Source organism: Ruegeria sp. BI12, from assembly GCF_056537985.1.
In genome coordinates this window covers 773835-794497 of sequence record NZ_JBQFSL010000002.1, presented here as the reverse complement: position 1 = coordinate 794497, position 20663 = coordinate 773835, and the positions used below count along the sequence as shown (strand labels likewise).

Annotated in this window: 14 protein-coding genes; 8 read left to right on the top strand and 6 right to left on the bottom strand. The window is 54.8% G+C overall.

Translation table 11 applies throughout. From position 1 onward, the window contains the following. Nucleotides 1-3: 3 nt before the first annotated feature. Complete coding sequence (locus ACR0AK_RS16795; RefSeq protein WP_480794184.1) at nucleotides 4-744, bottom strand: ABC transporter ATP-binding protein; 741 nt, start codon at nucleotides 742-744, stop codon at nucleotides 4-6. Nucleotides 745-1167: 423 nt separating this feature from the next. Then, nucleotides 1168-1803 carry a glutathione S-transferase gene (locus tag ACR0AK_RS16790; RefSeq protein ID WP_480794183.1) on the bottom strand — a complete coding sequence of 212 codons (636 nt, stop codon included), beginning with the start codon at nucleotides 1801-1803 and terminating at the stop codon, nucleotides 1168-1170. Between the two features lie 910 nt (nucleotides 1804-2713). Between ACR0AK_RS16790 and ACR0AK_RS16785 the strand changes: the two genes are divergently transcribed. The 8 genes from ACR0AK_RS16785 (at nucleotide 2714) to ACR0AK_RS16750 (ending at nucleotide 14363) form a co-directional block, all read left to right on the top strand. Continuing rightward, nucleotides 2714-3298: an ANTAR domain-containing response regulator gene (locus ACR0AK_RS16785; RefSeq protein WP_480794182.1), complete on the top strand. Its 585-nt coding sequence runs from the start codon at nucleotides 2714-2716 to the stop codon at nucleotides 3296-3298. Next, nucleotides 3295-4464 carry an ABC transporter substrate-binding protein gene (locus ACR0AK_RS16780; protein ID WP_480794181.1) on the top strand — a complete coding sequence of 390 codons (1170 nt, stop codon included), beginning with the start codon at nucleotides 3295-3297 and terminating at the stop codon, nucleotides 4462-4464. The genes ACR0AK_RS16785 and ACR0AK_RS16780 overlap by 4 nt, the downstream gene beginning before the upstream one ends. A 271-nt stretch (nucleotides 4465-4735) precedes the next feature. Next, nucleotides 4736-6100 carry a CmpA/NrtA family ABC transporter substrate-binding protein gene (locus ACR0AK_RS16775; RefSeq protein WP_480794180.1) on the top strand — a complete coding sequence of 455 codons (1365 nt, stop codon included), beginning with the start codon at nucleotides 4736-4738 and terminating at the stop codon, nucleotides 6098-6100. A 72-nt stretch (nucleotides 6101-6172) separates the two neighbouring features. Then, nucleotides 6173-7255: an ABC transporter permease gene (locus tag ACR0AK_RS16770; RefSeq protein ID WP_480794179.1), complete on the top strand. Its 1083-nt coding sequence runs from the start codon at nucleotides 6173-6175 to the stop codon at nucleotides 7253-7255. Between the two features lie 5 nt (nucleotides 7256-7260). Next, nucleotides 7261-8940 (top strand): ABC transporter ATP-binding protein, encoded by a 1680-nt coding sequence (locus ACR0AK_RS16765; RefSeq protein ID WP_480794178.1) that lies wholly within the window; start codon nucleotides 7261-7263, stop codon nucleotides 8938-8940. 4 nt (nucleotides 8941-8944) lie between these two features. Then, nucleotides 8945-11380: a nitrite reductase large subunit NirB gene (gene nirB / locus ACR0AK_RS16760; RefSeq protein ID WP_480794177.1), complete on the top strand. Its 2436-nt coding sequence runs from the start codon at nucleotides 8945-8947 to the stop codon at nucleotides 11378-11380. Next, nucleotides 11377-11709 carry a nitrite reductase small subunit NirD gene (gene nirD / locus ACR0AK_RS16755; protein WP_170560230.1) on the top strand — a complete coding sequence of 111 codons (333 nt, stop codon included), beginning with the start codon at nucleotides 11377-11379 and terminating at the stop codon, nucleotides 11707-11709. The genes nirB and nirD overlap by 4 nt, the downstream gene beginning before the upstream one ends. Next, complete coding sequence (locus ACR0AK_RS16750; protein ID WP_480794176.1) at nucleotides 11709-14363, top strand: molybdopterin-dependent oxidoreductase; 2655 nt, start codon at nucleotides 11709-11711, stop codon at nucleotides 14361-14363. The genes nirD and ACR0AK_RS16750 overlap by 1 nt, the downstream gene beginning before the upstream one ends. A gap of 727 nt (nucleotides 14364-15090) precedes the next feature. On the opposite strand, the gene ACR0AK_RS16745 is transcribed toward ACR0AK_RS16750, so the two are convergent. The 4 genes from ACR0AK_RS16745 to ACR0AK_RS16730 all read right to left on the bottom strand — a co-directional run bounded on the left by ACR0AK_RS16745 (nucleotide 15091) and on the right by ACR0AK_RS16730 (nucleotide 20656). Beyond that, nucleotides 15091-16335, bottom strand: a complete 1245-nt coding sequence (locus tag ACR0AK_RS16745) for a hypothetical protein (RefSeq protein ID WP_480794175.1) — start codon at nucleotides 16333-16335, stop codon at nucleotides 15091-15093. Beyond that, nucleotides 16332-18353, bottom strand: coding sequence for a hypothetical protein (locus ACR0AK_RS16740; RefSeq protein WP_480794174.1), 2022 nt, complete (start codon nucleotides 18351-18353; stop codon nucleotides 16332-16334). Before ACR0AK_RS16740 ends, ACR0AK_RS16745 begins: the two co-directional genes overlap by 4 nt. Before the next feature lie 1157 nt (nucleotides 18354-19510). Then, complete coding sequence (locus ACR0AK_RS16735) at nucleotides 19511-19933, bottom strand: GFA family protein (protein WP_480794173.1); 423 nt, start codon at nucleotides 19931-19933, stop codon at nucleotides 19511-19513. 348 nt (nucleotides 19934-20281) lie between these two features. Beyond that, entirely contained in the window at nucleotides 20282-20656 is a 375-nt protein-coding gene (locus tag ACR0AK_RS16730) for a DUF4345 family protein (protein WP_170560222.1), read from the bottom strand. Between the last annotated feature and the right edge of the window lie 7 nt (nucleotides 20657-20663).

The following is a 20663-nucleotide window of genomic DNA, read 5'->3' as shown; positions in this document are numbered from 1 at the left end:
ATTTTAAACTTCAGCCATTTCTTTGTCTTGGGTGATGCTGAAATACGCCTCTTCCAGGGCCGAGTTACTGTCGGTCTCGCCGACCTCGCTCAACACGTCGCTCATCGTGCCGAACCTGCGGCACTCACCAAGGTTCAACACCATAATATGCGTGCACAGGTTCTCGAAGAGGCTCAAAAGGTGCGAGCTGATGATGATGGCGGAACCAGAATGCGCACGTTCGCGGATCGCCTGCTGGATGCCCCGGATCCCCTGCGGGTCGAGCCCCGTCAGGGGCTCATCGAACAGGATCACCTTGGGATCGTGCAAAAAGGCACAGGCGATCGCTACCTTCTGGCGCATACCGCGAGACAAGTTATGGACGAGCGTATCGCGCTTATGTGCAAGCTCGAAAGACTCAAGAAGCGCTTCGGCGGTTTCCTCAAAATCTACAAGCTGGTAAGCCGCTGCAGTGAAGGCCAGGTGCTCCCAGACCGTCATGGTGTCAAAAAGCCGCGGATCATCAGGAATATAGCCGATGTTCCGTTTGGCTTCGATTGGCTCCCGTACAATGTCATGGCCCGCAACCAAGAGGCGCCCCGAGGTCGGAGGGACAATCCCACACAAGGCACGAAGGGTCGTCGTTTTGCCTGCACCGTTCGAACCGACCAGCCCTAGGATTTGGCCGGGTTCAACCGAAAAGCTAAGGTCTTTCACGGCCGTGAAGCCTTTGTATTGTTTGCTGAAGTTCGTGACTCTGATCATGTGCTCGTTGCTCGAGATTCTCTGGTTTCCGCCAGCCTGGCCGGATGACATAGGCTCCAACACCACTCACTTCATCGAAATTTTGGACTAATTCATGTCAATTCTAAGTCCAAAATTGATTTTCAAGTCGTTTACTATGCCGATAGCTGAATGAAACATTGGAAATACGCAGTTGGCGCACTGGGATGTACTAAAGGTTGCGTCGATTTGCTGTAGCAAAAGAAGTGGTGAGTTCTGACTGCTGACTTTCCAAAGCTGACATTCCGTTGTCACACCTGAATGTCTGCAAAGTCCGCAGAACGTGAATTTGACTATCCATTGGTTTCGCATATGCGGCGAATGGCAGGAATGCGGACCTGCAACTATAGCATCAATAAGCCAAGCTGAGTGTCTGCAGTGGGCCGATGAAAAGATGTGTTGGGTTCAGCCGTTGAACCGAATTGGAGCATCGCCTTCTGACCAAATTGTGTACTTGTTCATCACCAGCAAAAATTCTTCACTGCCCAGGAATTGGTCCAGCCAAGCCACTAAATTCGGCCACTTTTGTGTGTCAAACCAGGTCCGGTCTATATGTGCAAACTGGCGAACAAATGGTAGAAGCGCCAGATCGGCTAGGGTAGGGCGATCTCCGAAAAGCCAGGCCCGCCCAGTTAATCGCTCGTTGAGGTCGAGCAAGTAGCCAGACGCTTTCCTGCGTTCCTCGTTGACGTTTAAATCTGGATACCGCGTGGCGTATTTTGTGTGATCTAATGCAGACTTGAATGGTCCGTCATTTGCTGCAATGAGGTCCCAACCTTCCTGAGGCATGTCCAATAGCCGTTGCGGATCATTTTGTTGGAGCGCCCAGATCATGATTTCCAGGCTTTCATCTATGACTTTGTCAGGAAGTCGAAGCGCGGGCACTGTGCCGGAGGGCGATGTTTGTAAGAAGGCCTCTGGTTTGTCCCGCAAGAGAATTTCGCGCAGTTCAACTGTGACTTGTGAACTCGCCAATGAGAGTCGGGCCCTTATCGCGTATGGGCAGCGACGGAACGTCCATAAGATCGGGTAATCAGCCATACGAGGATCTATCTCCAATCTACCAGAGAGGTCAAACTTCCCATCGTATGCCAGTTGGTACTCCTGCTTCCGGGTTGTTGGCCCTGATATCAGGCACACACCTGAAGTACTCGAAACGCAGATATTGAACATCAGTTGCGTTTAGCTTTTGCGTCAAGGACCGACATGAAGGTTAGGTATTCGGAATGGCAAGAGGGCTACCTTGAGAATCGGCGAAATGCTTACGATGCAACGTCTGTCCTACGTGACACGTTGAACCGCCTCAATATTACCGACATCCAAGCGGTACTGAACGCAAAATACAGTCACGTCTGGCTCTTCTTCTTGTCATTTTGCAATAGTGACAAGTGTTTCCTGGCAGCAGATTTCTGAGAAAGGAGAATAGTCGCATAACCGAATGTGCGAGAACTGCTGAGAGACTGAGGGTTGGCGGTAAGTAAGGGTCGTCTGGAGTTCAGCAACGGACTTTCCTCCCGAAGTCTGATGAGAGAGAAATTGGAGTCGCACCTCATGCGACATTGCTTTGAGAATGCTTGTGATCTCTACGGCTTTACTTTCGATCTTTTCGTTCAAGACTTCCTGCACTAGTTACCTCGGCTTTCTCCGCGCAAACAGCATCTATTCTCATGGATTCAAGTGGGAGACGTATTTCCAACTCTGCCAGAGAACGTTTGTGGCGGAGAAACTTTATACACTAACTCTCGATGGATACCTCTGCATGGAGGGCACGACAATGCGATGCGCCACCGCTGCGCTCACGGCAGATTTCCTTGATGGCATTTAGATAAACTGTGCAGGCATTCCGCTACATGCAAAATTAAGCTGAAAAATTGGGCGAACTGGCGGCCTGATGAAGAGTTTAGTGGCCGTGGAATTGCGATCAATGAACCTTGGGCTCACTTGAGACCCTATGAACCAAAATCTGACTGTCGTTGTAGTCGAACAGAACAAAGAGCGTGCTTTTGCGATTGTTGATGCTCTCAAAGAGGCCGGAGACGTACAAGTCTCCGTAATCGGCAGTGTCTCCGGGTTGGCACGTAAAATTGCTACGCACAGCCCAGACCTTGTCCTGATCGATATCGACAACCCCTCACGCGATATGCTGGAAGAGTTGACCGTTGCCTCCGGTCCGATGGAGCGACCAGTGGCTATGTTCGTCTCGGGCGCTGCGGGCGGATTAGCGAAAGCCGCCGTTGAGGCCGGGGTATCAGCCTATGTAGTCGATGGCCTGCAAGCCGATCGCATCAAACCTGTGATCGATACCGCCATCGCCCGGTTTCAGGTACTTCGCCAGATGCGGACCGAACTGGCCGAGACCCGCCGTGCTTTGGAAGAACGCAAGGTGATTGACCGCGCCAAAGGGTTGTTGATGAAAGCCAGGGGTGTGTCTGAAGACGAGGCCTATGCCCTGATGCGCAAAACTGCGATGAATCAGAACCGCCGGGTTGCAGATGTGGCTGAAGCCTTGGTCACGGCTTCTGGGTTGTTGTCATGAGAACTGTAACCTTGCCCGTCGCCTATATGCCTTTGGTTGACGCGGCCCCGTTGATTGTCGCGCGCGAGATGGGGTTTGACCATGCCGAAGGCGTGTCGCTGGACCTGCGACCAGCCCCATCGTGGTCTTCATTGCGCGATATGCTGGCCTTTGGGCATGTGGACGCGGCGCATCTGTTGTCACCTGTTCCCGTTGCGATGGCCTTGGGTTTGGGCGGTATTGCGACGCCGCTGTCCGCCGTGTCTGTTCTATCCCTGAACGGCAACATCATAGGTGTTGGAACTCAATTGGCAGGGCGTCTGACCGATCAGGGCTATGGCTTCGATTTTACTGATGCAGCTGCAGCTGGGGCTGCGTTGGCAAAGGCTGCCGGTGACGTTTTGGTGTTCGGAGTGCCTTTTCCGTTTTCGATGCATGTCGAACTGCTGCGCTATTGGGTTGCGGGAACCGAACTGGCTTCGAAGCAGGTCGAAATCCGCACTGTCCCGCCTCCTCTGATGGCGCAGGCGCTTGCAGGTGGTGAGATCGATGCCTTCTGCGTGGGCGAGCCTTGGGGCTCCTTCGCCGTGGATGACAATGTTGGCGCGTTGCTGTTGCCCGGTAAGGCGATCTGGACCTGCGCACCTGAAAAGGTGTTGGCGGTTAGAAACGACTGGGCCGAAACTGAGCCGCATTTGCTGCGTAGCCTCTTGCGGGCCGTTTGGCGCGCGGGACGTTGGCTCTCAAACACGGACAGCCGAACAACCGCGTCCGAGATGCTATCGCGCAAAAACTACCTCAATGTCTCACCCGAACTAATCGACCGTGCATTAATGGGCGAATTCACAATCTCGGCGTGCGGCGAGCAACGCCATGTGGATGGGTTTGTCGAGTTCTTTGATGGCGCTGCCACCTTCCCATGGCGCAGCCAAGCCAAGTGGATCGCGCATCAGCTAGCACAACGGAACGGGATCGATGTCAGCACAGCCGAACGTCAGGCCGCCCGTGTCTTTCGCAGCGACCTCTATCGGCGCGAGTTGTTCGGACTGGGTGTTGAAACCCCCGGAGCGTCAGAGAAGCTGGAAGGGGCGCTTCCTGAGTCGACCACCGTAGCCTCGACAAACGGAAGCTTGATTCTGGCGCCGAACGTCTTCTTCGACCGTCGCATTTTCGAGCCAAAGGGGTAAGAGTGCACAAAATTTTTGCAGCGCAGCATAAAATCGCGCTGCATCGCAGAAAAATCACACTTTGACGCTCAAAATTGGGTGACGGCCCGGATCAAGGGTGACTTAATCGGGACATCGGAAGGCAACGACGCCCACCGACGGAATTCGCCCACAATCCAGGGCACCTTACAAGAGCAAAGCCGCTCGACCATCCGCCACCTCCTCCCGGCGGACTGTGTCGGCGGCTTTTTTTGTTTGCCCAAGAGGTTGGGCTGAACCGAAAGGGATCGAGATGAAAAAGCTTCTTTTAGGCCTCGTCGCAACGACTGCGCTTGTGTCTCCGGCACTGGCCGAACTGGAACTGGAAAAAGACGAACTGACTTTTGGCTTTATCAAACTTACGGATATGGCGCCGCTGGCTGTCGCTTACGAGAATGGGTACTTTCTGGACGAAGGCCTGTTCGTGACGCTGGAAGCACAAGCCAATTGGAAAGTCCTATTGGATGGCGTAATCGACGGGCAGCTTGACGGCGCACACATGCTGGCCGGACAGCCTTTGGCCGCGACTATCGGATACGGAACCGAGGCGCATATCATCACGCCCTTCTCAATGGACCTGAACGGCAACGGTATCACCGTGTCCAACGAAATCTGGGAAGAGATGAAACCGAACATCCCGGTGATGGAGGATGGTCGTCCCCAACACCCTGTAAGCGCCGAGGCGCTTGCTCCGGTCGTTGAGAAATACAGATCCGAAGGCAAGCCCTTTAACATGGGCATGGTCTTCCCAGTCTCGACCCACAATTACGAACTGCGCTATTGGCTGGCCGCGGGTGGGCTGCATCCGGGGTACTACAGCCCGGACAATGTAACCGGTCAGATCGGTGCGGATGTGTTTCTGTCGGTGACACCTCCGCCGCAGATGCCAGCCACGTTGGAGGCCGGTACAATCTATGGCTATTGCGTGGGTGAGCCGTGGAACCAGCAAGCGGTGTTCAAGGGCATCGGCGTTCCGGTTATTACCGATTACGAGCTGTGGAAGAACAACCCCGAGAAGGTGTTTGGCATCACCGCCGAGTTCGCAGAGGAATATCCGAACACCACGCTGGCAGTGACCAAAGCTCTGATCCGTGCCGCGCAGTGGCTGGATGAAAACGACAACGCCAACCGTCCAGAAGCGGTCGAAATCCTCAGCCGAGCAGAATACGTAGGCGCGGATTATGACGTCATCGCCAACTCGATGACCGGCACGTTCGAATACGAGAAAGGCGACAAGCGTGAAGTCCCTGATTTCAATGTGTTCTTCCGCTACAACGCGACCTATCCGTTCTACTCTGACGCCATCTGGTATCTGACCCAAATGCGCCGCTGGGGTCAGATCCCAGAAGCCAAGCCCGACAGCTGGTATGACGAGGTCGCCAAGTCCGTCTACAAGCCCGTGATCTATCTGGAAGCCGCGCGCCTGTTGGTCGACGAAGGGCTGGCGAACGAGGCCGACTTCCCCTGGGACAGCGATGGCTACAAAGCGCCGACCCCGGCCGAGGATATCATCGACGGCATCGCCTATGACGGCCGCGCCCCCAATGCCTATCTCGAAAGCCTGTCCATCGGTCTGAAGGGCGATCAGAAGATCGTCGGTTCGGACGTGCAAGGCTAATCCCGAAACGCCGCGCCCGGCATCGGTCGGGCGCGGGCCCAATAGTGCCCCGCCAACGCAAGGACACATAAGATGACAACGGTCGATCCCGAATTCAACGCAGACGCCGCTCGAGAGGCGCGTCGCGCCCGCCTGTTCACCCGCATAAACGCCGCCGACAAATGGTTTCAGGTTCTGGGTCTCAGCTGGGCCACGCCCGTCCTGAAGGCCGCTGCCGGAGACAACCCACGCGCTCAGATGGCCGAGATTTGGCGGTTGTTGATCGTTCCCCTGCTGTCGATCTGCGCCTTCTTGTTACTGTGGGGAACTTTGGCCCCCAAGGTGCAGACTTCTCTCGGCGCGGTTCCAGGACCGGCGCAGGTTTGGGAGGAAATGGTCAGCCTGAACGAGGATGCCAAGGCCAAAGCAGCAAAACGCGCGAAGTTCGAGGCTATGGTCGAGAAACGCAATCAGAAATTCATTGACGCCGGCCAGCCGGAGAAAGTGAAAGAGGTCGCCTTCACAGGTGCTCCGACCTACTACCAGCAAATCTGGACTTCGATCAAAACAGTGTTCTTTGGGTTTTTGATCGCCACTGTCATCGCGGTCCCACTTGGTATCGCGGCGGGCCTGTCCCCGACCGCAAATGCTGCGCTGAACCCGCTGATCCAGATCTTCAAACCGGTGTCACCTCTGGCCTGGTTGCCGATTGTCACCATGATCGTCTCGGCTGTTTACGTCACCAACGACGGCTGGTTCGCCAAATCCTTCCTGATCTCGGCCATCACAGTCACCCTGTGTTCGTTGTGGCCAACGTTGATCAACACATCGTTGGGTGTGGCATCCATCGACAAGGACTTGGTGAGTGTTTCCAAGGTGTTGAAAATGAATACCTATACGAAGATCACCAAGCTGGTGCTGCCCTCGGCCCTGCCACTGATCTTCACCGGCCTGCGCTTGTCGCTGGGCGTCGGCTGGATGGTTCTGATCGCGGCGGAAATGCTGGCGCAGAACCCCGGTCTGGGGAAGTTTGTCTGGGATGAATTCCAGAACGGCTCGTCCAGTTCACTCGCCAAGATCATGGTCGCGGTTTTCACCATCGGGATCATCGGCTTCCTGTTGGACCGGGTGATGTACGCGCTGCAATCCCTATTCACTTTCACGAACAACCGGTGAGCGCGATGAGCATCCTAAGTTTCAAAAACGCCTCAAAGTCCTTCGGCGAAGGCACCGCGCGCACAGATGTGCTGAAAGGCATCGATCTGGACGTGCAAGAGGGTGAGTTTCTAGTGATCCTCGGCTTTTCGGGTACTGGAAAAACCACCCTGATCAACCTGATGGCCGGGCTCGACAGTCCAACCAGCGGAGAAGTCACGTTCAAAGGCGCTCCAATCAAAGGTCCCGGCCCGGAACGCGGGGTGATCTTTCAAAATTACTCGCTGATGCCGTGGCTGACAGTCAGCGGCAACGTCGGGCTGGCGGTTGATACGGTTTTCCCGGATCTCAGCAAGACCGAGAAGGCCGCGAAGGTCGCGCACTATGTGCAGATGGTGGGTCTGAGCCACGCCGCAATGCGCCGCCCAGCCGAGTTGTCGGGCGGGATGCGCCAGCGCGTCAACGTGGCGCGCGCCTTATCGATGAACCCAGAAGTGCTGTTGTTGGACGAACCTCTGTCAGCGCTCGACGCGCTCACCCGCGCCAATCTGGCCGATGAGATCGAACATATTTGGGAAGCCGACAAGAAGACCTGCGTGCTGATCACCAATGACGTGGACGAGGCAATCATTCTGGCCGACCGGATCATTGCACTGAACCCCGATGGCACGCTGGGACAAGAGTTCCGCGTGACCATCCCGCGCCCACGTGACCGAGGGGCTATGAACAACAGCGAGACCTTCAAGCACCTGCGCGCAAAAGTTACCAAGTATCTGATGGATGTGGGGATTGAAGCCAAGGTGGAAGGCTCGCGCATCCTACCTGATGTGACACCAATCCACGGCGTCCCGACGGCCGTCGCGGACGCCCAGAAGGGCTTGATCGAGAACCGGTTCCTCGATTTCTCACAACTGCACAAGGTCTACCCGACGCCTAAAGGTCCGCTGACGGTGGTCGAGGATTTCGACCTGAAGATCGACAAGGGTGAGTTCATTTCTCTGATCGGCCATTCCGGCTGCGGCAAATCCACAGTTCTGACCATGGCCGCAGGTCTTAATGACATCTCCAAGGGCGCGATCAAGCTAGATGGCCGTCACGTCGAAGGCGCCGACCCGGAACGCGCTGTGGTGTTCCAATCGCCCAACCTTTTCCCCTGGCTGTCCGCCAAGGAAAACGTCGCGATTGGGGTCGACAAGGTCTATCCCAAGGCAAGCCTGGCCGAGCGGCAGGATGTGGTCGAATACTATCTGGAACGGGTCGGATTGGCCGATGCGATGGACAAATCCGCCTCTGACCTGTCGAACGGGATGAAGCAGCGTGTCGGTATCGCCCGCGCCTTTGCTCTGTCGCCCAAACTATTGCTGTTGGATGAGCCTTTCGGGATGCTCGACAGCCTCACACGCTGGGAATTGCAGGAAGTTCTGATGGAGGTCTGGTCCCGCACAAAGGTGACTGCGATCTGCGTCACCCATGATGTGGACGAGGCGATCCTGCTGGCCGACCGCGTAGTGATGATGACCAACGGCCCGCAGGCGACCATCGGTAAAATCACGAAGGTCGACTTGCCGCGTCCTCGGACACGAAAGGCTCTGTTGGAGCATCCGGATTACTACACCTACCGGCAAGAAGTTCTCGATTTCCTTGAAGAATACGAACACGGCGCCAAGCCGAAAACACCCGCCCCGAAGGCGATTGCAGCGGAGTGAAACCATGAAGCAAAGACTCGTTGTTATAGGCGCAGGCATGGCCTCGGGTCGGGTGCTGGAACACCTGACCGACGCTGCACCGGATGCGTTCGACATCACCCTGTTCAACGCTGAGCCGCGCGGGAACTACAACCGCATCATGCTCAGCCCGGTTCTGTCGGGTGAGAAGACCTATGAAGAGATCGTCACTCATGACGACACCTGGTATGCCGAGCGGGGAATCTCCTGCCGCTTTGGCGAGCAGGTGGCCAAGGTCGATCGTGAGATGAAGGTGGTCGAGGGCGAGAACGGACATGTTCCATACGACAAGCTGGTCGTCGCGACCGGGTCGAACCCGTTCATCATTCCTCTGCCTGGTCATGATCTAGATGGTGTGATTGCCTACCGCGATCTGGAAGATACCCAGCAGATGATGGACATGGGCCCGGACAACAAAGTCGTCGTGATTGGCGGAGGTTTGCTGGGTCTTGAAGCCGCCGCAGGCATGGCCGCGCATGGTGTTCAAGTTACCGTGGTGCACATCATGGGCCACCTGATGGAGCGTCAATTGGACGAAGCGGCAGGCTATCTGCTGAAGAAATCGCTGGAAGACAAAGGCATCAGGATTTGCCTGCAAGCGAATTCCAAGGAAATCCTCGGGGAAGACGGCAAGGTCCGCGCTCTGTTGCTGGATGACGGGACAGAGCTGCCCTGTGATCTGCTCGTCATGGCCGTCGGCATCCGCCCCAACACGGCTCTGGCACAAGAGGCCGGTCTGGCCACCGGGCGCGGCATTCATGTGGATGACCGGATGCTGACGTCGGACCCGGATGTCTACGCCGTGGGCGAATGCGTCGAACATGACGGAGAGGTATTCGGCCTAGTTGCACCGCTCTACGATCAGGCGAAGGTGGCGGCGCAGTCGTTGCTGGCGGAAGACGCTGCATTCGCGCAGAAAACCCTCTCGACCAAGCTGAAAGTCACCGGCTGCGATCTGTTCAGTGCGGGTGATTTCGCGGATGGGCCGGGGCGCGAGGATATCGTGTTCCGCGACCCTTCGCGCGGGGTCTACAAACGCCTTGTGATCGAAGAGGATCGTCTGGTTGGGGCCGTTTTGTATGGCGACACGGCGGATGGCAGTTGGTTTTTTGGTTTGATCAAGGACGGCACCAGTATCGAAGAGATGCGCGAGACGTTGATCTTCGGACCCGCCTATCAGGGGGGCGACACCGCGGACCCTCTCTCAGCCGTTGCAGCATTGCCGCCTGAGGCGGAGATTTGCGGCTGCAACGGCGTATGCAAAGGCGAGATTGTCGAGGCGATCAACGCAGGCGCGGACGATCTGGGCGCGGTTCGTTCAGGCACCAAGGCCAGTGCGTCCTGCGGCACCTGTACTGGACTGGTGGAACAGGTGTTACAGGTGACGCTAGGCGACAACTTCCGGATGCCAACCGCGCAACCGATTTGCGGTTGTACGGATCTGACCCACGAAGATGTGCGCCGCCTGATCAAAGGGCAGGAGCTGAAAAGCCAGGCGGCTGTTTGGCAGGAACTCGGCTGGTCCACGCCTAACGGCTGCCATGTCTGCCGTCCGGCGATTAACTACTACCTGCTGGCGGATTGGCCGCTGGACTACCAGGACGACCCACAAAGTCGGTTCGTCAACGAACGCAAACACGCCAACATCCAGAAAGACGGCACCTTCAGCGTTGTGCCGCGCATGTGGGGCGGCATCACCACCCCCGAAGAACTGCGCGCCATCGCAGATGCGGCCGACAAGTATGACGTACCAACTGTCAAGGTCACGGGTGGGCAGCGCATCGACCTGTTAGGCGTAAAGGGCGAGGACCTGCCCGCCATCTGGTCGGATCTGAACCAGGCCGGTCTGGTCTCGGGCCATGCCTATTCCAAGGGCCTGCGTACGGTCAAAACCTGTGTGGGTACCGATCATTGCCGGTTTGGCACGCAGGACAGCACAGGCCTCGGCATCAAGCTCGAGAAAATCCTGTGGGGGTCGTGGACACCGCACAAGCTGAAACTGGCGGTGTCGGGCTGCCCCCGCAACTGCGCCGAGGCAACTTGCAAGGATATCGGTGTTGTTTGCGTGGACTCCGGGTACCAGATCAGCATAGGCGGAGCCGCCGGTATGGACGTCAAAGAGACCGAACTACTGTGTCAGGTGCCCACTGAAGAGGAAGCAACCGAGGTCGTGATGGCCGTCACCCAAGCCTATCGCGAAGGTGGCAAGTATTTGGACCGCCTCTACAAATGGCTGGGTAAGGTCGGCATGGATTGGGTCAAGGCTCAGGTCGTGGACGACCTTGAAAACCGTGCCGCGTTGGTCGCCCGGTTTGAACTTTCGCAGAGCATCTTCCGCAAAGATCCATGGGCCGAACATGTGCAGGACAAGGCGCAGACCTACGCGCCGATTGCAGATTTCACACTGGAGGCCGCGGAATGAGCTGGATCGACATCGGACATATCGACGAGGTGCCGCTGCGCGGGGCGCGTCTTGTGAAAACCCATATCGGTTGCATCGCCGTTTTTCGAACAGCTGAGGCTGAGGTGTATGCGGCCACCAATAGTTGCCCGCACAAAGGTGGCCCTTTGTCCGAGGGCATCGTCCATGGCCAGTCAGTAACTTGCCCTTTGCACAACTGGGTTTTCGACCTGAACACGGGCGAGGCGCAGGGTACCGATGATGGCCGGATCACCACCTATCCGGTGCGTCTTGAAGACGGTCGTATCCTCCTGGACGACAGCGCAGTGACCCGGCGGAGTGCGGCCTGATGGACGGGACCGGTCTGCCCGAAATCCGCTCGACCTGTGCCTATTGCGGCGTTGGCTGCGGCGTGCTGCTGCGCCCTGACGGAGCCGGAGGGTTGGCGGTTCGCGGCGACCCGGAGCATCCGGCGAATTACGGGCGATTGTGCTCGAAAGGGTTGGCATTGGGCGAAACCGTAGGGCTAGACCACCGGTTGCTGGCCCCGCGAGCGTTCGGCCAGGACACCAGCTGGGATAACGCACTGCATCTGGTTGCCGATCGCTTTTCGTCCACGATCAGAGAGTTCGGACCGGACAGCGTAGCTTTTTACGTTTCGGGCCAATTGCTGACCGAGGACTACTATGTTGCTAACAAGTTGATGAAGGGCTTCATCGGCTCAGCCAATATCGACACCAATTCGCGGTTGTGTATGGCGTCAACTGTGGCCGGGCATAAACGCGCTTTCGGGACCGATACGGTGCCTGGAACTTATGAGGACCTGGATCAGGCCGACTTAGTTGTGCTGGTTGGTTCAAACCTTGCCTGGTGCCATCCCGTTCTCTACCAGCGGGTCCTAGCCGCACGCCAGGCGCGTGGCACAAAGATCGTGGTTGTTGACCCACGCCGCACAGCAAGCTGTGATCAGGCGGACCTGCATCTGGCTCTGCACCCAGGCAGCGACGTGGCGCTGTTCAACCGATTGCTAAGCAGAATTCACCAAACCGGTCATGTGTCCGCCGAATTTCTGAACCGCAGCGTTGGGTTCTTTGAAGCCCTTGAGCTGGCACAGCTTGATGATCCTGATGAGACGGGGCTCAGCCCCACTGAGATTGAGGCGTTTTGCGATCTGTGGATCGGTACCGAGCGGGTCGTTACGATCTTTAGTCAGGGTGTGAACCAGTCTTCCAGCGGAACCGATAAAGTCAACGCGATTTTGAATTGTCATCTAGCTACTGGACGGATTGGCCGCGAAGGAATGGGGCCGTTCTCTGTCACAGGTCAGCCTAACGCCATGGGCGGTCGAGAGGTGGGTGGTCTGGCCAATATGCTTGCGTGTCATCTGGACATTGAAAACCAAGACCATCGTCAGGCGGTTCAACAATTTTGGAATTCACCCAAGATACCTCAGAGGCAAGGATTGAAAGCGGTAGATCTGTTCCGTTCCATTGAAGACGGTAAGATCAAGGCGCTCTGGATCATCCACACCAACCCTGCGGCAACAATGCCAGACGCAGACAGAGTGACCACTGCGATCGAAAGCTGTCCTTTTACAGTTGTCAGTGATCTGACGGCGCAGACAGATACCGCGCGTATAGCAGACGTCTTGCTGCCAGCAGCGGGTTGGGCAGAAAAATCGGGAACTGTAACTAACTCAGATCGTACAATCAGCAGACAACGTGCCGTCTTAGCACCTCCGGGGCAAGCGCGTCCGGATTGGGATATCTTGGCCGAAGTGGGCCGTCGGATGGGGTGGGAAGAGGCATTTAGCTACGAGTCTCCAGCGCAGATTTTTAGAGAATACGCGAGCATGACTTCACTTGCGGCGTCTTTTGGCAGAGACTTCAACATTGCCAATTTTGCCAATATCGGTGACGAAGACTATGAAGCGTTGAGCCCTACACGGTGGCCGACTACATCTCGCGCTACAGACGGGCGGTTCTTTGACGATGGACAGTTTTTTCATCCTGATGGCAAGGCGCGTTTTGTTCCAGTTTCCAACAAACCACCCAAGCTAATAATCTGCGCAAAATACCCGTTTCTGTTAAACACCGGGCGGAATCGCGATCAGTGGCATACTTTGACACGGTCAGGCTTGTCGCCTCGTTTATCTGCCCATCTTTCCGAACCTTATGTAGACGTTAACCCAAAGGACGTTGATAAGTTGGGCCTTGGCGCCGCAGATTTGGTCCAACTCGACAGTTCAGTTGGAAGCGGTATCTTTCGACTTCGCATCACGGACGCTGTCGCGCCAGGTCAAGTGTTTGCTCCTATTCACTGGACGGGTGAAACTGCACCATCAGCCCGTGTGGATGCGCTTGTTCCAAGTGTGACTGATCCGTTTTCTGGACAGCCTGAAAGTAAGGCCACGGCTGTTTCTGTGCGACGTATGAATGCCTCCTGGTACGGTTTCGCCGTTTCCGTCGATGCGGCCTCGCCTACTGCAGAATACTGGGCAATGAGCAAAACGGACAAAGGTTACAGGATGGAATTAGCAGGGAAGCAAGACATCGACGATTGGGAAGGCAAAGCCCGCGAGTGGTTTGGACTATCCGATGCTGTAGTGACTTCAATCGAAGATTCCAAACGCGGCTCGCACAGGATCGCATTGTCTGACGGACAGCGCCTTTTGGCAGCGCTCTTTGTTTCCCGACAACCCATCACACTAATGCGAGAGTTTTTGGCAACTTTGCCTGAGGTCTCGCTCCATCAGATTCTGTCTGGCCGATCATCTGCTGCTTCTGAAGACTGTGGACCAATCGTCTGTTCATGTTTCGGGGTCGGACTAAAAACCATTATCGGCGCCATTCGCGACCAACGATTGATCGATGTGGGCGAAATCGGAGATGCCCTTCAAGCTGGAACGAACTGCGGTTCATGCCGGCCAGAGTTGGCTGACTTGGTCACCGAGTATTCGCAATTGAACCGCAAAAATCCGAAGAATTGCCTGCAAGAACAATAAGGTTACCCTCGGGGTATTCGAGCAGGGCTGCGGCCCACTTTGTTTGACTTAGGCTTGACGCGCATAAACCGCCGAAACCTTCAAAAAGCGCAAAATCATAAGGTGTTGAATTCAATGGGAGGCGAGTCTTAATAGTTCAGTCCCAATATTTACGTGATCCGACAAGCGCTGTCGGGTCACCTCATTTCCGAGACTGAGGTTGTAATAAAATCAGATGCTTAGAAATTATAACTATTGAAACTCTGGGGATCGTGAATTCTTAGCTGATGACCCAACCCCTCGATACGGGCAGTTTGGACGTAGAATCTGTTCTTGTTTCTTTTTTGGTTGGGTTGCAGTTCAAGGCTAGCTGAGCGGAGCCTTTGCGTAGCTCATCCCGTCAAACTGAGCGTTGTATTCGTAGAACGTCGCGTCACCGATCCCATGGTTTGCCTCGCTCAGTGCCCACGAGGACCCCGGAGCCATTTCGTTGCGTTGGGAGACATTAGTTGAGTGTTTTCGGAAGGATGGCCAGGTCGGGCACAAATGTTTGATACCTCAAATCGGCCTAGTCCTTGCGGAAACCTCGCGCCCCGATGACTTTTTTCTATATCACCAGACACAACTATCTCCGCTCATTGAAATGCAGAAAAAAAGCCCGGGGGCGGTCCGGGAAAATTCATGGCCCATACGCTGAAACAGGGTTTTAGTTATAAACAGCCTATTAGATGGCGAGAAATTTGCCGTTCTATTCCTCGGGATTCACGTCGCCGGTTGGTATGCTGTTAATTCTGAACAATGTTTCAAGGTACTGAGATTGCCGTCTTTCCCCGAAGCGCCCGTTGAACATCTGGGCAATCGTGCCGTCGGTGAACATGGAATACAGCGCCAGCGTGAAATCCTCGGGGAAGCCGCTGTTTTCGTTCGAAAGAACCAAGGCATAGGGTTCATAGGTCCCCCGCGAAGATCGCGTTTCATCTGCGGGGCAGTCATTGTCCGTGTTGTCGCGATAGGCGTCGATCGCCGCCCGAACCAGATCGACATCTCCGAAATATCTGTAAATCTCACCGTTGCAGAACGCCTCGGTGGCCAAGGTATGCGACTTAAAAGCCCTTGTGCATATACCGACGGACGAAGGCGCCAGTTCGGCGGCTTTGACAACTGACGGTCCGATGGTCGACCCGTCGAGGTATCCCCAAATTTCGAACTCAGGCTCTACTGGGTCCGGCTCGGGCCATATTTGCGGAGGCCAAACTTTGCGCTTCTTATCTTCGGTAGAGTCTGGCAACGCCAGGTCTGTTGTCATGGCATTCAGGATAGCATCGCAGGCAGTTTTCCAGTTTATACTTGGTTTTTTGCCAAACAACGACTTATCGGGTCGGCGAAGCCATTCCAAGCCAGTTGGGTTTTTGCGCTTGTCACAAAAGACAGGGTCCAACTCCGGAAACTGAACGCATCGACGTTCCAGTTCTTTCGCAAGCTTTTCCCGATAAACCCTTCTGGGATACCCCAGCTGAAAATACGACCCGTTTGCTAGATAAAGGATGGGGGAAAAAACAAACCGGTGCAGGCCTTCATCTGTTTGGTCGACATCTATTTCCGTGAAAGTTTGCATCCGTTTCAGGTTTACAGTGGTTGGGTCGCATAACAGATCCACTGTCCCAATATCGGCGGTGCAAGAATCGTAATTCTCGTCCTCATTTGTGCAATAACTGCCTTTGGACAAAAGGTCCGATCGTTGCCCGGCCGAGATTGGCACGGTGTCGAACGGACGATCAGAACGCACGAGCGCCTCGACACAAATATCCCAGAAAAACCCTCGGTATTTTTGGCTCTTTTTGTCTCTCCAGATAAAGGGCGGCACATCGGTGCGCGCGCCCATGATGACGTTTCGATCCTCGTTTACAACGGTCTCAGGCTGGGTATCTTGTCCAGCTGCAAGCGCGGGCATGCAGATCAGGCTCAGCAGGGCGACCTGGGCAATGGCTTTCATTTCTCAGCCCCCATAACGTCAGAAGACATGCCGTCTGCGGTCTCCTTCGGGGCACGATAGAACGCGCGTCGGGTAAGAACCTCGGACAGGCAGAACATCACCAAAGCCGCCAGAACAACGGTGTAAAGTGTCGCCCAGATCATCAGTCCGGCGTCAATATGGTCGAAAGGTCGCGGATAATCCTGAGAAGCTGCCAGAAACGACAGATAGCGCATGACAGGGGTTATGATCAGCATCATTAACACACCTATCGCGACCCAGATCAGACTGTCCTTAAACGACAACTCACGCCAGGTTTTGTCATTCGATTTCAGCCGGTCGCTAGAGGGATGCCCCTTGCGCTGTCTTTGCTCGCACCGCCCGGCATCCGTCCACAATCGCTGCCTTGCATCCAAAAGCACGATCACAAGAACCGCCAGACATGCCGCCCGGAAGGAAATCGGGCCCATGTATTCAAACCGCCAGCGGATCGAGGTCATGAACTCCTCGAATGTCATGCGCCAGGCTTCTGCTTCGGTGGTTCGGGTTTCCGTTAGCCATATCTGCACCGCGATGTTCAATGCTGTAGAAACCAAGAAGGCAATCAAAAACAGGCTTAAAGCCTGCGGTAGCCATCGCGTCCAGTGGTTGGGATAACGCATGTTTTCCCACTTTCTCTGGCCGTCCTCAGCGACCGAAGTCATGCGGACCCAACGAATTGTGATCGCAACGATTGTAGCGATGCAGTAGGTGTTGAATGCGTTGACCGAATACAGCCTGATCCTCAGATAGGTGTCGCTGTTGAGCAAGCCCCAAGTCAGGTTGAATTCCGCCCGCCCCGGCCACAGCACGGCCCAAGCGATCGTCCAGATCAGTACGATTGCCAGCGTCCAGAACAGCGCCAGGTTGTTGCCGCGACGCTGCATCAGTGGTTCGGTCTTGTTTTTGTAAAGGACGTCTACGAATTGCCGCAACCTTGCCCGCGCGCGGCGCTGGCTTTCGGTTGGAGCAGGGCGCTGATCATAGGGTTGAATAACATCCTGTTCGTCGTAAAGGGCAATCAACACGCAGAAGTCGCTGGCCAACTCATCAGCGGCGGTGGCCATCGCATCCCAGTCTTCATAAGTAAGATCGGGGTTGTTCGCAGCACTGAACAATTCGTTCTTGCGGCGGCGCAGTTCATTTTCGATTTCCTCGAAACGGTTTTTATCACCAGCCCCTGTGATCCGCAGCTTTTCATCCAGAAACCAGGCCGACGCCACAAGGATGACTTCGACATTCAGAATGAAGTCATCCAAATTGCCTAAAAAGGGCTTGGCCTTGACGTGCAGATCCATGACCCGTTTGCGCTCGGGTTCCGAAATCAGATATTCGCTGGAAAAGTCCTTCTCGCCATCCGTGAAGAAGCGTAGAACCTTGGCGTTCGACCGCAATGCGTCTGAGGTATCGATGACCCAGGTTGGAATTCCTGCAACGCGGTGCGCAAACATGCGCAGCCACTCATCCACGCGAACCAGCGACTTAATGGATGGCGCCAGCCCAACCATTATCAGGGCCAGCCCCATGGACACTTCGGGCGCTATATTGATGCCTGAATTGGTGTCTGCAGGCTCGGAACTCACAGCGGGTTTAAGGCTTTCTATCCAGAATTCGACCGCTGATGTTCCCATCGGCGCAAAACCTGTCGTCGGTTCGGATGAAGCGTCTGACAAAGGGGCGGTGCTTGTCGACGCCTCGGTCGGCAACGTGCTGGCTCCAATCTCAGGCAACAGGCTTTGACCGCCAATAAGTGGCAACAGAACCTCGGCATAGGCGCACAGGATCAGATAGAGGATGATTAGCGAAAGCGTGTAGATGAAATAGGCGTATGTAACCTGCCGACGCGCGCGCAATTTATCCGGCGTCAGGAACAAGACCAGCCGATCCAGACGCTTGCCGGTTTCATAGGAAATCCGGTTAAAACGTTCATGGGAGAACGCGATAATTATGCCGACGCCAAAAATCAGCGCGACAATGTCGTGCATACCGCCCGTAGACATGATGTCACATCACTATCTTATCGGCACGTTTCGCGCGAAGGATCACACCCCACCTGAGAATGCAGCGAAGAAGGGGAGGCTGCAAACATCGAAGCGAACAAAACGATTAATACCAAAGTTGATTTCACAGCAGAAACTCCGTCAAATCGGAAAATTAAATGTCGCGCATTTTAATGAATAATACTGATTCTTTCAACTTTTGACCGTGTGCCGGGAATTGAAACCGTTGTGCGGTCAGTTTGTTTAACCTCGATCGAGTTTTTTTGTAATGTTTTCCAATGGCTAATAACCATGTTTTTTGAGGCAATTCTTAGTCCCAATGGAAAACTAGTGAAATGTTTGGACCGGCTACGGTCATTGGATGTAAGCTTTCAACGGCTGCAAATCTCGCGACCCGGTCATTACGCTTATCCAAATGCTGCGCTTTCAAAAAAGACCAGCTACTTAGATTTTTGCATTTTTGAAACTCCAGAATCTGTGGTCTCTAACCGACCAAAAGAGGCAGTCCTTCATTTTGTTGGCGAGCAGAGAACGACCGCAATTGGTCCTAACCTGACCTCCACCATTTTTTGAAACTTCTCTTGGGCAACATGTCGCGACGCGCGAGATTCGGACGTTCAGCGTTAGACTGTCAATGACTGGTGGGTGGACGAAGTTGTCATTCGGTCCACCGCGAAACATGCGAGCATTCCAGATAGTTTGCTAGTAGCTGCGGTGGATACCCGATGACATCCGCGGGATTCTCACGTGGGTGCCACCTACCAATCTCAAGATCGTCCAACCTAATTGAATGACATCAATTTCTTTAACTTCGCCCGCATTCAACAATTAGATGGCTTGGGATTTAGAAACTGTTGGCGGAGGTGGGTTGCTGTAAGCTATGAACAACACCATTACAGCGACAAAAAGAACTTTCGTCATTATGATTTGTCCGTTGCAAGTACACCGTTGTTTGTCAATTCTGGCTCAACCAGAGATTATTCGAGGTAGATTTCGAATTTAGCTAGGAGCCCACTGCTGCCATTGATTTATCTTTAGTCTTTCGCTCGTGAAGCAGATTGCCAAGCGCGTAAACCGGACATTGGGCGTACTGACGACTAAAGGAGCGCGTGCGTAATTTAGCTGTCGCTTGGAAAATCGCGCCGCTTCCCCATCTACTAATATCCGTCTGGGTCGTTAGGGGTGTGCAGCAATGTGCTTTCAAACGCGTCGAGATCATCAGTCATTCGCAGCCAAAGTAACTTGCTTTGCTTGTTGACGTGAAAAGTCGGTTTGAAATCTTCCGGGTTTTCGAGCGACGCAGCGTAGAGGTGCATACCGCCCGGATAGTGATCGGCTTCAAATCCAATGGGTGACCCGCAGGTCCCGCAAAAGTGCCTGAAAACGCCTTTGGAACTTTCATAGGTGCGAGGTTTATCAGCGGTCCACTCAAAGGTCTCTATTGGCACACCGAACCACGCAACTACCGGCGCGGCACAATTCCGGCGGCAATCATCGCAGTGGCAATAGCATGCCCATGTTTGATCACCCCGGTAGATCCAGCTTGTTTTCTTACACAGACAATACCCACGTGTCGCCATTCGATTTTCCTCCAAACTTCCGGAAACATAGGATGCAGGCGAATTTTGAGATGGATATTTTGGGACGTTTCATCAGCAGAAAACGTCGCAACTCAGCTTCGGTTTGGGCTTTCTCTACGATGCGCCCTGAGTCGCCGAAGAGCCCTAAGCCGTCGTCTATCTAGCTTCTTTCCTGTGCATTTGCGGTGCGTCGCGAGCCTCGCAAACCGGATATTCAGAACTAGATTGCGTAGGGCCGATGTGCGGTCAAAGTGGATATTACCAGAATTTTGACTCGTGGCTTTGTCGCTTGCTTTATCGGACAGCGGCTACTCCAACTTCGCCGCCGTCCGATTGAAGAAAACCCGGTTACGCGGAAAGCTGGGAGTACGCGGTGACCAATATTGCGATGATCACTAGTTCAGCGACCAAAGGTGGCACAACTGCTTTATCAAACCCGTCCGCCAAAAATCCGACAATACGCCCGGCAGCTACAACCGTCATCAAGATCGCAACAGCCACATAGCCCATTGTCTGCCCGGTGGTCAGAGCGATCACTAGCAAAGCCACTGAGGCCAGAAACAGCCCGCCAATCACCGAACGGATTGTGCTTAGCCCGGCTGTGCCAACCGGTTCGATGGCAAAATTAGCAACCATGCGCCGAGGTGCAAACATCGACATGATGCCGAGACCAGACAGCATGAGGGTTGCGAGGATAACTAGGATGTTCAGTGTGGTTTCCATTTCACTA

What these genes read in the sequence shown, in the direction of transcription:
- ACR0AK_RS16775 (WP_480794180.1), top strand. Translation starts at nt 4,736, where the DNA reads ATGAAAAAGCTTCTTTTAGGCCTCGTCGCAACGACTGCGCTTGTGTCT.
- ACR0AK_RS16735 (WP_480794173.1), bottom strand. Translation starts at nt 19,933, where the DNA reads ATGGCGACACGTGGGTATTGTCTGTGTAAGAAAACAAGCTGGATCTAC.
- ACR0AK_RS16770 (WP_480794179.1), top strand. Translation starts at nt 6,173, where the DNA reads ATGACAACGGTCGATCCCGAATTCAACGCAGACGCCGCTCGAGAGGCG.
- nirB (WP_480794177.1), top strand. Translation starts at nt 8,945, where the DNA reads ATGAAGCAAAGACTCGTTGTTATAGGCGCAGGCATGGCCTCGGGTCGG.
- ACR0AK_RS16730 (WP_170560222.1), bottom strand. Translation starts at nt 20,656, where the DNA reads ATGGAAACCACACTGAACATCCTAGTTATCCTCGCAACCCTCATGCTG.
- ACR0AK_RS16785 (WP_480794182.1), top strand. Translation starts at nt 2,714, where the DNA reads ATGAACCAAAATCTGACTGTCGTTGTAGTCGAACAGAACAAAGAGCGT.
- ACR0AK_RS16795 (WP_480794184.1), bottom strand. Translation starts at nt 744, where the DNA reads ATGATCAGAGTCACGAACTTCAGCAAACAATACAAAGGCTTCACGGCC.
- ACR0AK_RS16790 (WP_480794183.1), bottom strand. Translation starts at nt 1,803, where the DNA reads ATGGCTGATTACCCGATCTTATGGACGTTCCGTCGCTGCCCATACGCG.
- ACR0AK_RS16765 (WP_480794178.1), top strand. Translation starts at nt 7,261, where the DNA reads ATGAGCATCCTAAGTTTCAAAAACGCCTCAAAGTCCTTCGGCGAAGGC.
- ACR0AK_RS16750 (WP_480794176.1), top strand. Translation starts at nt 11,709, where the DNA reads ATGGACGGGACCGGTCTGCCCGAAATCCGCTCGACCTGTGCCTATTGC.
- ACR0AK_RS16780 (WP_480794181.1), top strand. Translation starts at nt 3,295, where the DNA reads ATGAGAACTGTAACCTTGCCCGTCGCCTATATGCCTTTGGTTGACGCG.
- ACR0AK_RS16745 (WP_480794175.1), bottom strand. Translation starts at nt 16,335, where the DNA reads ATGAAAGCCATTGCCCAGGTCGCCCTGCTGAGCCTGATCTGCATGCCC.
- ACR0AK_RS16740 (WP_480794174.1), bottom strand. Translation starts at nt 18,353, where the DNA reads ATGTCTACGGGCGGTATGCACGACATTGTCGCGCTGATTTTTGGCGTC.
- nirD (WP_170560230.1), top strand. Translation starts at nt 11,377, where the DNA reads ATGAGCTGGATCGACATCGGACATATCGACGAGGTGCCGCTGCGCGGG.